The organism is Okeania sp. SIO2F5 (assembly GCF_010692685.1).
GTDB classification, from domain to species: Bacteria; Cyanobacteriota; Cyanobacteriia; order Cyanobacteriales; family Microcoleaceae; genus Okeania; species Okeania hirsuta.
In genome coordinates, this window is sequence record NZ_JAAHGU010000030.1 from 49,423 (window position 1) to 63,858 (window position 14,436).

Annotated in this window: 9 protein-coding genes; 8 read left to right on the top strand and 1 reads right to left on the bottom strand. The window is 42.3% G+C overall.

Annotation, left to right across the window (positions count from 1 at the left end):
- The first annotated feature begins 454 nt into the window (after positions 1-454).
- On the top strand, positions 455-1,333 hold the full coding sequence (locus tag F6K27_RS12945; RefSeq protein ID WP_287276606.1) for a sulfotransferase domain-containing protein: 879 nt from the start codon (positions 455-457) through the stop codon (positions 1,331-1,333).
- Positions 1,334-1,729: 396 nt separating this feature from the next.
- Here the strand turns inward: F6K27_RS12945 and F6K27_RS12950 are convergent, their stop codons facing one another.
- Complete coding sequence (locus F6K27_RS12950) at positions 1,730-2,737, bottom strand: helix-turn-helix domain-containing protein (RefSeq protein WP_287276608.1); 1,008 nt, start codon at positions 2,735-2,737, stop codon at positions 1,730-1,732.
- 793 nt (positions 2,738-3,530) lie between these two features.
- On the opposite strand from F6K27_RS12950, the gene F6K27_RS12955 reads away from it, so the two are divergent.
- The 7 genes from F6K27_RS12955 (at position 3,531) to F6K27_RS12985 (ending at position 14,008) form a co-directional block, all read left to right on the top strand.
- Positions 3,531-5,204 carry an arylsulfatase gene (locus F6K27_RS12955; RefSeq protein ID WP_287276609.1) on the top strand — a complete coding sequence of 558 codons (1,674 nt, stop codon included), beginning with the start codon at positions 3,531-3,533 and terminating at the stop codon, positions 5,202-5,204.
- Between the two features lie 497 nt (positions 5,205-5,701).
- Complete coding sequence (locus F6K27_RS12960; RefSeq protein ID WP_287276613.1) at positions 5,702-6,193, top strand: GNAT family N-acetyltransferase; 492 nt, start codon at positions 5,702-5,704, stop codon at positions 6,191-6,193.
- 39 nt (positions 6,194-6,232) lie between these two features.
- Entirely contained in the window at positions 6,233-7,522 is a 1,290-nt protein-coding gene (gene ectB / locus F6K27_RS12965) for a diaminobutyrate--2-oxoglutarate transaminase (RefSeq protein ID WP_287300876.1), read from the top strand.
- A 12-nt stretch (positions 7,523-7,534) separates the two neighbouring features.
- Complete coding sequence (locus tag F6K27_RS12970) at positions 7,535-7,933, top strand: ectoine synthase (protein WP_287276617.1); 399 nt, start codon at positions 7,535-7,537, stop codon at positions 7,931-7,933.
- 177 nt (positions 7,934-8,110) lie between these two features.
- Positions 8,111-9,001 (top strand): formylglycine-generating enzyme family protein, encoded by an 891-nt coding sequence (locus F6K27_RS12975; protein ID WP_287276623.1) that lies wholly within the window; start codon positions 8,111-8,113, stop codon positions 8,999-9,001.
- A gap of 480 nt (positions 9,002-9,481) precedes the next feature.
- Positions 9,482-11,644, top strand: coding sequence for a bifunctional metallophosphatase/5'-nucleotidase (locus F6K27_RS12980; protein WP_287276619.1), 2,163 nt, complete (start codon positions 9,482-9,484; stop codon positions 11,642-11,644).
- A 771-nt stretch (positions 11,645-12,415) separates the two neighbouring features.
- Positions 12,416-14,008 carry an AGE family epimerase/isomerase gene (locus F6K27_RS12985; protein WP_287276621.1) on the top strand — a complete coding sequence of 531 codons (1,593 nt, stop codon included), beginning with the start codon at positions 12,416-12,418 and terminating at the stop codon, positions 14,006-14,008.
- Positions 14,009-14,436: the final 428 nt, after the last annotated feature.

The window sequence follows — 14,436 nt, forward strand, 5'->3', positions numbered from 1 at the left end:
TGAGACTCTAGTTCCTTTGTTTTAAGATTTAAGATAATGTTAAAAGAAATGATTTTGTTCGTGACTTTTACTTCTCTTGCTTACAGAGGTTTTCCTGATTGGACTTCACGAGTATCTACTAATTTGTACTATTCTTGATACTATTTATACCGTCTAATCCTCTTTTGTGTAATATCATGTCCGGATAATTAGTGATAAAAAAAACTTTCTCCTTCTTTCTCCTTCTTCTTCTTCTTTCTACCCTCCTGTCTCCAGTATAGCTGTCTCCTGACTCCTTCGTCGTTTATTTATAACTGTTCAACCGGACATGATATAACAAAGCCCCGCCAATAAATAAAATTATCAAATTATCAAAACGTCTCAGCGTTAACCAACTCGACCCGTTTGGGTAAAATTAGTTATATCAACTACCCAAAGTTGTTGGGATTTGGTAACAAGTAGTAGGATTTAACACATGGCACAATATAAGCAAGCACTGGTTAAGGATGGTAAAAACCGAGAAGGTCTAATTGTCTTTCCTGCGTTCATTACCCAGAAGGAAATGGATGCGCTTAAGGATTTTAGAGTCGGCGATCGGGATACGTTTGTAGTAGCCTATCCTAAATCTGGTACGACATGGATGGAGCAAATTGTTCACTTGCTTACTAACAATGGAGAGCAAGGCGATAAAGTATTGAGTGAAGCAGTTCCTTGGCTAGAAGGTGCTGCAACTCGTTATGGAGGTTTGGATAATTTGATCGTAAATAGTGGCGATCGCCGTTACTTTCACAGTCATTTACCCTTGTCTCTGATGCCAATGTTTGGAGAAACCAAAGCCAAATATATTTATGTTGCTCGCAATCCCAAGGACAATGCTGTCTCCTATTATTATCATGCTTGCAGCAAAATGGGATACGAGGGTAGTTGGAAGGAATTTTTTCAGCTATATGTTGAAGGTAAAGTTGCCTATGGCTTGATATTCGATCACGTTTGGGAGTGGTGGAAAGCTAGCCAAAATTCAGATAATGTGATGTTTGTCAAGTACGAAGATATGAAAAAGGATTTAGCTCAAGTAGTTACCGATGTTGCTAGCTTTATAGATATCCCCTTAACTTCAGATTTACTGGATGCTGTGGTTGCTGCAAGTAAATTTTCGGCAATGGCGATCAATCCGAAGGCTAATTTGGATTGGGTTCCCCAGCGAGAAGGTATTCCCAAACATATGCGAAAGGGAATAGTCGGAGATTGGAAAAACCACTTTTCTTCAGAAGAGAACATGATTCTTGATGCTCTATATCAATCAAGAATGGTACAATATGGTTTGGAATTTGAATTTGAGTTAAGCAGAAGTTAAAGTATTTTTCAGCGGAATGTGGGATTAAAGGTGGTTTTCGCCTCGTCAAAAATTTGGGCTAATATCAAATCCGTTTTATTGAACATAAAAAAATTCTCCAATCATCATAACTACGCTCATCTTTGTAATTCTCTCTCCTGCTGACTTCCCCTCCAGGGAGGGGCTTGGGGTGGGTTGACTTCCCCTCCAGGGAGGGGCTTGGGGTGGGTTGACTTCCCCTCCAGGGAGGGGCTTGGGGTGGGTTGACTCCTCCTAACTTAACCATTCTATGGCTGTTTAACCGGATTTGATATGAGATTGCTTCCTATCGTCGATAGGGACCATTGTTCAAGCGGATTCTATATTAGAACTTATTTAGGATTGCTATATCTAGTGGACAATATTAGCGATCGCCTCCTATACCTTCTTTCCCAACGTCTCTGAAGGTAACTCCCCAAACATGGTTTTGTAATCTCTAGTAAAATGACATGGACTGTAAAACCCAAATTGACTAGCGAGGGTAGCTATAGTGCAATTTTCTGGTTCCCTTGCCTTCAGGTGTTCTCGCACTGCATTAAGTCGTTGTACCTTGAGATAACGCATGGGACTGATGCCAAATAAGTCCTGAAAACCATACAATAACGCAGAACTGCTAGACCCTAAATTTTGAGCTAGTTGTTTTAAGGTCAGAGGTTTTTCCAAGTGTGCTAACATCTGTTGTTCTGCTTGGGAAATCAACTTTGCTCTTCGGGAAGGTTTGACGAAAGACTTGGAATTTAACTTAATGGGAATCTTACTAATCAACAAAGGAACGAAATCATCGGTAACGAGTTTTTCAATGTGGGGTTTTTGTAACCAAGTCGGTTGGTGTACTGCTAACCAAGATAGTTGTTTCAGGTAACCTTTAATTTCTTTCATCCCAGTTGGTAGCAAATTCACATGATTTTTACTTAGGAAACTATCATCGAGATCGTACCGTTGTAGTTGTTCTGCATAAGCATGAAAAGTTTTCCTCGGGATTGCAATATTCATCATCGCTCCACCTTTAGGAACTATTAGATCCGCTCCCGTTCCATTGAAACCAAAAATAGTTCTTTGAGGATCGACAAACCTACGGTAGGAGTATAATCCTTCATCATTCTCAACACAGGAGATCCCAAAAGATATGTGTTCCTTCCAACCTTCACCGAAAGCTTGAATCCCTTGATTCACTTGACGAAAAAGGAAATATATATCACCAACCTGAATTAAGAAAAACTCAGCTTGAAGATAACCACAAGTTAGTTGTGTAATTTCCCGCCTGCGAGGGATCAAAAAATCATTGAAATTATCCACATCTGTAAAGGATTTCGAGAGAATCTTCTGATTACCTGTTTTCGGAGCATCTTTAGTAGTTTGGTTAGTTTTACTATTGTTTATATCCATCAACAAACCTCCTCTTTACATAAGCATTTATAAAAAAATTTATAAAAAATAATCAAACCAACTATTGATAAGTATAGATTATGTTATGTCTAAAATAGTTATTTAATTTCTATACTTTAAAAAGTTGGGATTTTTGATTATTCAAAGAAATAGATTACCACTAAAGTAATATTCAAGTCTTTGGATTACTCTGTTGTCCTACGCAGTGGGTATAGCAAAAGGCAGAAAGCAGAGGACAGAAGGCAGAAGAAAAAATCTGGCTTTATCTGGGTTTTAGACTTTTGATGTGTCCTAACCTTTGCTTCGACTGCTATATGACTTGAGACTTAGAAACACCTTGTCAGCATCAAAACTATGCAGGAAAGCGAGTCAAGCGCGGTTTGTTCAGAAGTTCAACTGGCAAGGTGATTAATGCCGATATTAATGGCAGTATTCAGATAATTAGAAAGAAATTCCCAGGGGCTTTTACTGCCGTTTGCGTAGCATTCCGGAGGATGGGAATAGTGAGCTGTGCCGTACAGCCAGTATTGGTTAATCCAATATTAAGAATTTAACTGTCACGATTTTCTACAGTTTTATTCGTACGGTGTTCAATTCAGTCAAAGTGATAGGGTTCTGAGGAAGCAAATAAGACTCTATCCCGACTGACAGATACTGCTGTCTCGGACTCGCGAGTTGGCATTCTCAATTGAGTTTTGAGTTTCGCCTGGAAATATAGTCAGGCGATCGCTCTATCAACTTCAAAGATGTTCTGCTTTTTTCAATTCAAACAACAAACAATTAGATTTGATCTATGGGATTTAAAACCATTATGAACTGGATCTTACGACGTTTTATTTTGGCAGTCATGGCTTTGGCCATCATGACCTTGCCTCCTTTTGTCCCCAATGCTCTGGCATTGGGGACCTTGCCTCCTTTTGTCCCCAATCCTCTGCCCAAGACCGAAGCGCCTAAGCCTAATATCATTGTGATTTTGGCAGATGACCTGGGTTATGCCGATCTAGGCTATCAAGGCAGCAAGATACTGACACCGAATATCGACAAGCTTGCTAAGACAGGCGTGCAGTTGGAATCATACTACGGTTTGCCCCTATGCACTCAAGCACGAGCAGCACTGTTGACAGGGCGTCACCCCATGCGCTACGGCTTACAGACTAATGTGATCTTCCCCGGACACGACTACGGATTGCCTCTGGATGAGGTGACTTTAGCTGAAGCTCTTAAAGAAGTTGGTTACGAAACGGCAATGGTCGGCAAATGGCACCTCGGCCACGCCGAGCGGTATTATTGGCCTAATAATCGTGGCTTTGACCACTTCTATGGCAACGTCGTAGGTGAGGTAGATTATAATACCAAGGAGCGTGCAGGTGTAGTTGACTGGCAGCGCAACGGTGAAAAGTTAGACATTGTAGCACCCGAAGATGGCTACTACACCGATTTGATTGGGGAAGAAGCTGTCAAGCTAATCCATCAACATGACCAGTCGAAACCGTTTTTCCTCTATTTCTCTTCCCTGGCCCCCCACACTCCATTGCAAGCCCCTCCAGAAGATGTCGCAGAGTATGAGGCTGATGATCTGTTTCCGGGTGATGAGAATCTGGATCAGCGCAAATACGCAGCGATGATAACCATTCTCGACGAGCAGGTCGGTTATATGCTGGACGCTCTCGAAGAGGAAGGTATGCGAGAGAACACCCTGATCTACTTCTCTACCGACAACGGTGGCATTAAGCAAACAAAATTCTCCGCACCAGGTGGCGGCGACCATGCAGAGGAACCGCCAGCTTCTAACGCGCCTTTCCGTGGTGGTAAGATGACCCTTTACGAGGGCGGAGTCCGTGTACCTGCTATAGTAAACTGGCCAGCAGCCCAATTCCAGAAAAAAAAGGTGAACGAACCTCTACATCATGTAGATATCATGCCTACTCTACTGGCTCTTGCCGGTGTTGAGGGCAGTCCCGGTCATCCTTTTGACGGGAAAAACGCATGGGCGACCATTGCGGAAGGGGCTCTCTCACCCCATGAGGACATTTTGATCAATGTCGAGGCATATCGCGGGGCTATTCGCAAAGGCAATTGGAAGCTGATCAAGTACGCAACTCTTCCTGGTAAGACCGAGCTATTCGATCTATCTCAGGACAAGAAGGAGCAGAACAATGTTGCTTGGCAGCATCCAGATATCGTGGAATATCTCGAAGCGCGGCTTGTTGCCTACGCAAAAGAGCAGAAATTCAGCGAGTGGCTCAAAACCCAGCCTTATTTCCTGGATTTTGAGGCTCAGGGGCAAACCAATTTCGATGACGATTATTGGGAGGTAGAGGATGACACTCCACTAGACCAAATACCTGTATTGCCATGGCCGGACAAACCCACACCCTTGCCTGCCCAACCTATTGAAAATGTGGCTCAAGAAGATTTTTGGGACACAATCATTCAGCAAATTGATAAACGTTATTCAACTAAGTAGATATCGTGGAATATCTCGAAGCGCGGCTTGTTGCCTACGCAAAAGAGCAGAAATTCAGCGAGTGGCTCAAAATCCAGCCTTATTTCATAGATGCTCAGGGGCAACCCGATTTCAATGACGATTATTGGGAGCTAGAGGATGACGATGACACCCTAATAGACCAAATACCACTATTGCCGGATAACTACTAGATATTGCTCGTTCGGCGTAACACTTGACGCAACTCCTCAAAATTATTTACCTGAGTCTAATAACTAACCTTTGAGTTTTTTGCAGGGATAGATTTAAACAGGATAGCGATTAGGTGAATCTCCCGGCTCACTGTAGCCGGGATTTGAAAGCAATACTCTGCGAAAAAGGCTAATACTTGGCAAGGAATTTTCCCTTTTTTCAACACCAAGCGCTTCGCGCTGGTATATATACAAATAGTGAAATGCAGCGTCAACAGCTTGGCGAATATTAATTAATATAAAATCATACTTGGGGAAAAACTTGGCATGACTATTACAATCAGAAATTGTCAAGAACGCGATGTTGACGCGATTCGTCAATTTATCCATACGATCGAGAATCTTGATTACCATACTCCATTTAGTTACTGGGTGTTATTCAAGTATTTTGCAGGTCTTTGCTTCATTTTGGAAAAAGATGGAGAAATTATTGGTTTCATTTCAGGTATCATTGACGAGGGAGGTAAAATATTTTACGTTTGGCAGTTGGCGATCGCTCCTGCTTACCGAGGTCAAAATTTAGGTGGTTCCCTCTTTGAACAAGCTATAAAAGTCGCTATAGATAAGGAATGTCATGTTCTTCATGTTTCTATTGCTCCAGACAATTACCAGAGTTTTAGTGCTATTTCAAAAGCCGTTCATAAAAATGGTTTAGAAATTAAAAAAGTAGGACAAGTTGATTTTTGTGATTCTCTATCCAACTATCATCAATGGGAAAATTTATACGAAGTGAAGTTAGCTTCTGAGTTATTCATGTAGTTTTTGAGGTAATGTTCAAAATTTAATAACAGAAATCAAGTGAATAAAACCATGAAAATTTTTAATCAATTGGAATCGAATGTAAGAAGCTACTGCCGTTCATTTCCTACAGTGTTCGAGAAAGCACAGGGGTCTATTCTGGAAGATCAAGAAGGGATTAAGTACATCGATTTTTTTAGCGGAGCAGGGACATTAAATTACGGTCATAATAATCCAAAACTAAAAGAACGACTATTGGATTATATAAACAGAGATGGGATTGCTCACAGTCTCGATATGATGAGTGGAGCCAAACAGAAATTTCTTGAAACCTTTGAATCTATAATTCTCAAACCCAGACAATTAAAATATAAAGTGCAGTTTCCTGGACCAACAGGAACCAATGCTGTCGAGGCTGCTTTGAAAATTGTCCGTAACACAACAGGAAGGAAAAATATTATTGCTTTTTCCGGAGGTTTTCACGGGGTAACTCTTGGTTCTTTGGCGGCAACAGCTAATGCCTACTATCGGGAGGCTTCCGGAATTCTTACAACCGGGGTGAATTTTATGCCCTACGACGGATACCTTGGCTCTCAAGTTAATACAGCAGAATACTTGGATCAGGTTCTTTCCGATACAAGCAGTGGCGTAAATCTTCCAGCGGCGGTGCTCGTGGAAACAGTTCAGGGAGAAGGTGGAGTCAATGTAGCAAGCTTTGCCTGGTTGCAAGCTTTAGAAAAAGTATGTAGGAAACATAATGTCTTCTTAATTATTGATGACATTCAAGTAGGATGTGGCAGAACTGGTTCGTTCTTTAGTTTTGAAGAAGTGGGAATTTCTCCTGACATCGTTCTTCTCTCCAAATCCTTAAGTGGTTATGGACTTCCCTTTTCACTGGTACTCATACGACCGGAATTAGATCAGTGGAAACCAGGACAACACAACGGAACCTTTCGAGGTAATAATTTAGCCTTTGTTACTGCTAAAGCAGCCATAGAAATCTATTGGCAAGATACTCATTTTTCTGATTCTGTCAGAGACAAAGGAACAATATTGCATACCCGCTTAGAAAACATAGTAAAAAATAACTGGGAAGATATTTTTTCTGTAAGGGGACGAGGGATGATCCAAGCCTTGGATTGTCAAGATGGTGACCTAGCCTGTAAAATAATGCAAAAAGCCTTTGAAAAAGGGTTAGTAATCGAAACTGCAGGTAGACAAGGACAGGTGATTAAGTGTCTCTCAGCGTTAACAATTTCCGAACGGGAATTAGCGTTGGGACTCAATATTCTCGAAGATAGCATCAACGAAATCATGCATGGTAAATATTCTAGAAAATCAATCATTTGAGGAGCATAAATTATGATCGTTCGTACCCTTAAGCAATGTGAACAGACAGAGAGACGTATTGTGAGCGAAACTTGGGAAAGTACTCGCTTGCTGTTGAAAGCAGACGGTATGGGATTCTCCTTTCATATCACTACTATCTACCCAAATACGGAAACCCGCATGTGGTATAGCAATCATTGGGAAGCTGTGTTTTGTTTAGAGGGTGAAGGAGAAGTGGAATCTCTTGAGGATGGCAGCATATATCCTATTACTTCTGGGACTCTTTATGCTTTAAATCAGCATGATAAGCATATTCTACGAGCTAAAACTACAATGCGCTTCGCTTGTGTTTTTAATCCGCCATTGTATGGGAAAGAAAAGCATGATGCAGAAGGTACTTATCCTCTTGAAGCTCAGGAAATCGATGCGTAAATTTTAACTGTCCAAAGCTATTTTCCACCTCAGAAAAAGGATTCTGCAACTCAAATGATGAATAATTCTCAAAATTATATTCCAAAACTCCTAATTGTTCTCAGTGTTTTTATTCTAACTGTTACTATTTTTAGTCCGAGTGCGTTTGCCGTTCCCTCTTCAACTTGTCCCGAAAATATGGAATTCATTCCCGGAGGAGATTTCAAAATGGGGTCAGATAAACCAGAATTTATCGAAGAACTACCTGTAGAAAATGTTAGTGTCAGTTCATTTTGCATTGACTCCCACGAAATTACCAACGCCGAATTTACCAAATTTGTTGAAGATACAGGTTACGTTACTGTAGCCGAACGTCCCCTATCAAAATCACAATTTCCTGATTTACCTGATGAACAGCGAACCCCCGGTTCCCTTGTTTTTGAACCTCCCGCAGAAGGTATTCAACAAGTCGCTTATCTGAGTTGGTGGCATTGGGTTGTGGGCGCAAACTGGCGACATCCCTACGGCCCCGATAGCAATATTAGGGGGAAAGAAAAACATCCCGTTGTTCATATTGCCTACGAAGATGCCTTAGCTTACGCCAAGTGGGCAGGAAAACAACTTCCCACTGAAGCTCAATGGGAATATGCTGCCAGAGGTGGTTTAAAAGAATCTACTTACACCTGGGGTCAAGAATATTCTGCCAAAAAAGCCAACACCTGGCAAGGAATTTTTCCCTTTTTAAATACGAAAGCAGATGGCTACTTGGGAACTGCTCCCGTTGGTTCGTTCAAGGCAAATGGTTACGGTTTGTATGACATGACGGGTAACGTTTGGGAATGGACAGCGGACTGGTATCAGGTTGAACGAAAGGATATGGCTCATAGCGTTAATCCAGAAGGTCCTAGGCAAGGCGAAAGTTTTGACCCCAAAAAACCTGGTGAAGGTGCAGTACACGTGATTAAGGGTGGTTCACACCTCTGTGCGCCCAACTATTGCAGTCGATACCGTCCGGCTGCACGGGAGTCTCAGTCACCCGATACAGGAACCACTCACATTGGTTTTCGGCTTGTGAAAAATTTGGGCTAACTAAATAATGAATAATTAATAATGAATAATTAAACTCGGATAGTCCAGCTAATAGGGTGCGTTATATGAAATCCGGATAATTAATATACCCAAGTCATTGCGAGTGGAACGGAGTGGAAGGAAGCAATCTCCGCGCATCCTTGAGATTGCTTCCTATCGTCGCAATGACGACTGTTCAACCGGATTTTTGGCAAAAGTACAAAACTAAAATTATTCTTTAGGAAAATTTTAGCCAAACAATTCACGATAAATTGATGTAATCAATCTGCATTAGGATTGCTCCAACATAGATTTTCGATTTGAATCTTTCACATGGTTTGGTAGTTTCCTGACCCATTGACTGAGTTTAGGTCCTGCAATAGGGCGATTGCCTCCGGCACCAGCGGAGCTGAACGCTTCCTAACCAGAGGCCATCGCAAAAAAACTAAACCTATGGACATTTCGTCCAGAGTTAATGTTGTTATTTAGAGGTTTTTCTCAATGATTTTTAATCATATTTGGAAGCATCTGTGGAGGAATGTCGTGGCGATCGCAATAACCACTACTTTCTTTTTTAGTGTCGCTGTCCCCCCGGCGACAGCATGGAACCTATTCGACTTCTTCAAAGGGTTTGACTGGTTTAGCAAATCCGAACCCGCTCCCACCAGCACTGCTGCTGAGTCTGAGGCTACAACCTTCACCCTGCAACTTCTCCATGCTTCCGATTTTGAAGCTGGCCTGGAAGCTCTGCAAGACGCCCCTCGTTTTTCAGCCGTCCTCAATGCTCTCAAAGAGGACTACCCCAATACGCTTTTCCTTTCCTCTGGAGATAACTACATCCCCAGTCCGTTCCTGTTTGCAAGCGGCGACCCGACCATGAGTGACACCCCTGTAGGTAAAGCTGGTATTGGTCACGCTGATATCGAAATCCTCAACCAATTGGGCGTTCAAGCCTCCACTTTTGGCAATCACGATTTCGATTTGGGCACCAAGGAAGTGAGCGATATCATTCAACCTTCCGGCGAATACCGTGGGGCGTTGTTTCCTTATCTGAGCGCGAACTTAAATTTTGGTACAGACCCCGACTTGGCAGACCGGGTGACGGAAAACGGACAAGAAATTAGCACGCTTGCAGCAGGAGAATTAGCTGGGACAGCGATCGCTACTGTTGGTGGTGAAAAGTTCGGCATCGTCGGTGCAACTACACCATTGTTACCTGTAATCTCTTCCTCCGGCAACGTAACTGTACTCCCTGAAAATGATACGGACTACGACGCCCTGGCTGCTGATATTCAGGCTGCTGTAGACGAGCTGACAGCAACGGGCATCAACAAAGTAATTCTTTTGTCCCATATGCAACAGTTGAATATCGAGCGCGACGAACTTGCACCCCGCCTCCGAGATGTGGATATCCTCGTTGCGGGCGGTTCTCATACGTTGCTCTCTGATGAAACAGACCGCCTCCGCACTGGAGATACCAGCGCTGGTCCTTATCCTATTCTCAAAACTGATGCGGACGGAAACCCAATCGCTGTAGTCAACACGAAAGCAAACTATACTTATGTGGGTCGCCTGGTGGTAGACTTCGATGCCGAAGGTATCCTCATACCCAGTAGCATCGATCCTAGCATCAGTGGAGCTTATGCCACTGACGAAGAGGGGGTTTCCGCCACTGGTGGCACGCCAGTTCCGGAAATAGTGGAAATCGTTGATGCCCTCAATGGAGTCATTGCTACCCAGGATGGCAACATTTTTGGCGACACGACGGTTTTCCTACGAGGCGATCGCTCCTATGTCCGCACTGAAGAAACCAATCTGGGCAATCTGACTTCCGATGCCGACCTGGCATACGCCAAAACGGTAAATCCCAAAACGCGTATAGCTTTGAAGCATGGGGGTAGCATCCGTTCCAACATCGGCATCATTAACGCTGCGAGTGGCAGCACCGACCCCAATGACTTTGAACTGTTGCCCCCAGAAGCAAATCCGGAGGCAGGCAAAGCAGAGGGAGAGGTTTCGGAACTCGACATCAATAATTCTCTCCGCTTCAACGACGGACTCACCCTGATTACTATCACGGCAGAACAACTCTTACAGACACTCGAACATGGGGTTGCAGAGACAGCTCCCGGTGCAACCCCCGGTCAGTTTCCTCAAGTCGGTGGTCTGAAATTTAGCTTCGATCCAGAACGTCATGCTGGCGATCGCGTTATCTCTTTAGTAGTCTCTGGTGATGGCGAATCTGATGTTGTTGCTGAAAATGGCGAACTGGTTGGCGACCCCAGTCGCACCTTCCGGGCGATTACTCTTGGCTATCTCGCTGACGGTGGCGACAGCTATCCTTTCCCCAGTTTTTTGAATGCCGATCCAGTTTTGTTCGACCGTGTCGATCTCTTGGGCGAGCCAGATAGCGATGGCGATGGAGATTTTGAACCGGAAGAAGACCTCAACAAAAACGGGGTGAGAGATGAAGCAATAGCAGAACCTTTCGATGGCGTTGCTGACTTCTCTCCTTTCGGCACTGAGCAGGACTCACTGGCGGAATACTTCCATCAAGTTTTTCCTACGGCAGACAGCGCCTTTAGCCAAGCGGACGCCCCCCCTGCCTCTGACGAGCGGATTCAGAACCTAGCGTTTCGGGAAGATACAGTGATTTCTCAATAGACATAGGCGTGAAAAAGATATAGCAGAAGAAGGAAGGAAGAAGCAAGAAGCAAGAAGGAAAAATCTTGCGTTATCTGAGTTTTAACCTTTTAATATGTCCTAATCTTTGCTTCGACTGCTATATAGACTTTTTGCATATTGTTTCGGTAATGACCCTGGCAACGTTTAATCAATAGCTAACTAAGGAACTTGTGCCTAAAGAACATACCAGTTATTTAGCATACTGCAAGTGAGAATCGGATACACTTGCCTCAAAGATCTACTGCACTACTTTAGAAGTAGTAGCTGAAGTCCAAGCTAATTCTACCTTGTTATCAAGTGTAACTGATTAATTAATCTTGTTAAGGAGAGCGATCAAGCACAATTCTGAATCATTTAGTTTTAAGGCGATCGCCGTCCTCTTAAATTCCTACATCTCCTTCAGAATAGTTGTTTCATATATAAGCTATTGGTGATTATTTGTCAACTAAAATCTCTGATTTTTAATAAAAAATAAATTGTTGACAAGAACAAAAGACGTGATAGTATTTTGAGTAAAGGCAATAAGTGCAAGCAACTAATGGGCATCTCCAAAAATCCCAAATAAAATCAATTATCACACATAAATTATCAATTATTTCCCCTCCCAGGAGGGGTTAGGGGTGGGTTCCCTACTGCCTACAGCAAAGCTGCCTACTGCCTCTTTTCTGGAGATGTCTAATGAATATTATTTGATTGCTATGGCCTTCAAGAAAGTTGAATTGTTCACCTTCAAAACAGACAATAGTTCTTATGTTCAACCTAACTCGCCATCGTCTATTTAAGATGGCAGCCAGTATATTCCTGAGTTTTACACTTCTGTTTGTATCCAGCGTTCAACCAGCTTTAGCATTAGTGTCCTCAACTCATCAATATCCTGTTGATAATATTGATGGAATTATTGCCGATGTTCCCACAGGCGAACGTTGGCTGCAACATTTGGAAGAAGACTTGCTCCCATTTTGGACAATGGACGAAGCACTGGGCGATCCCGTTGGCAATTACCCGACTTATCGATGCAATGACGGGTCTTTGTACAGTTGGAGAAATCCCTGTCCAGAACTTGAAAATGCTGATTCGGGTATCGTCAAGCTCGATCGAGAGTACATCAGGGCAAAATCAAGACAAATCTTTGCTTATGGCGTTGCTTACCATCTAACCGGAAAGAGCGAATACCTACAATGGGCTAAAGATGGAGTAGATTATCTACGCGAATATGGTTTAGCCCCAGAAGGTGGTGCTTACACCTACTTTGAAGATGGAGTTGGCCTACCAAGTAAAGATCGCAGGATCAGTCAAGATATGGCTTATGCTGTTGCTGGTCTAGGATTCTACTACTATCTTACCCGTGACCCCGATGTATTAGAAGATATCGTTGCCCTCAAAGACTATATCTTTGAGACCTATTACGATGCAGAATGGGATTTACTTGCATGGGCACATGAGGATTATGTAGATTACGTTGATGAATATGGTAACGAACAAAAAGTTAGTAAGGATCAACGGGAATTAGTAGCTCAACTTGACCAAGTTTATGGTTATATGTTGTTGCTCACTCCCACATTGCCTGAAACTTTTAATGGCAAACCCCTCCGCTCCCAATGGGAAGATGACTTGGTGCATCTAGCTACAATTATGAGCGAGCAGTTTTATACACCAGACAACAATATTTTCTTTGGAGCAATTACCGATCCAAGCAAACAAAGGTTAGGAACAGATCATACAGATTTTGGTCACTCCATTAAAACCTTATGGTTGATCTATGAAATCGGTAAATTAACTGGACATTACGAACTCACTGCTTTTGCTCAAGAAAAAGTACCTTTAATTTTTGAAGAAGCTTTCCTAGAAGATGGAACTTGGGGTCGTCGAATCAATCAATATGGTCAGTTAGAAACTGATAAAGAATGGTGGATTTTAGCCGAGTTGGATCAAACTGCCGCTACCTTCAGTTTGCGCGATCCTTCTTACGCTAAATACTTGCCCACTACCTATGCTTATTGGTTTAAGTATATGATAGACCACGAACATGGTGGTACTTGGCACTGGGTAAGTGCAAAGAATAATCTTCCTGACTTGAGTATGCCTAAGCAACACTCCTGGAAAAATGCTTTCCATAGTTTTGAACACGCTCTAGTTGGTTATATTACTGGTCAAGCAATTCACAATTTGCCTGTCACTTTGTATTTTGCTTTCGAGGAAATTCCTGAGAACACTCAAATTCGTCCCTACCTGTTTGCGGCTAAGGTTCAATCCATGGACGAACCTACGAAGCGCAATGGGAGAAAGATTCGCCCAGTTTTAGGTTCAACTCAACAAATAGTTACATTAGTTGATGTTCGATAAACCCTAAATCTCAAGATATAGTTACTTAATTAGTAACTATATCTTTTTTGTATGAACTTGATCAATTCCTTATATCAAATCCGGTAGTATCGGTAGAATTTCAGACCGTAGGGGTTTGGTCTCCCAACCCTCGACAAACCAAATTATTTGTATATAATTTTGACTCGTTACTCATTACTCATTACTCATTACTCATTACTCATTACTTATTACTCATTACTTATTACTTATTACTTATTACTTATTACTTATTACTTATAGCAATGAGCGCTGGCATCTTTACATGTTACATAGATATTTGCAATGTAATATAAAAGTAACTGTATGAGCTGTATTTTTCATAAATTAGGCGATCGCTAAACCTTAAAGTTTTAAGGATGTCTGTAATGGTATTGATAATTTACAGTTTATAGCTTGAAATTGTTTAC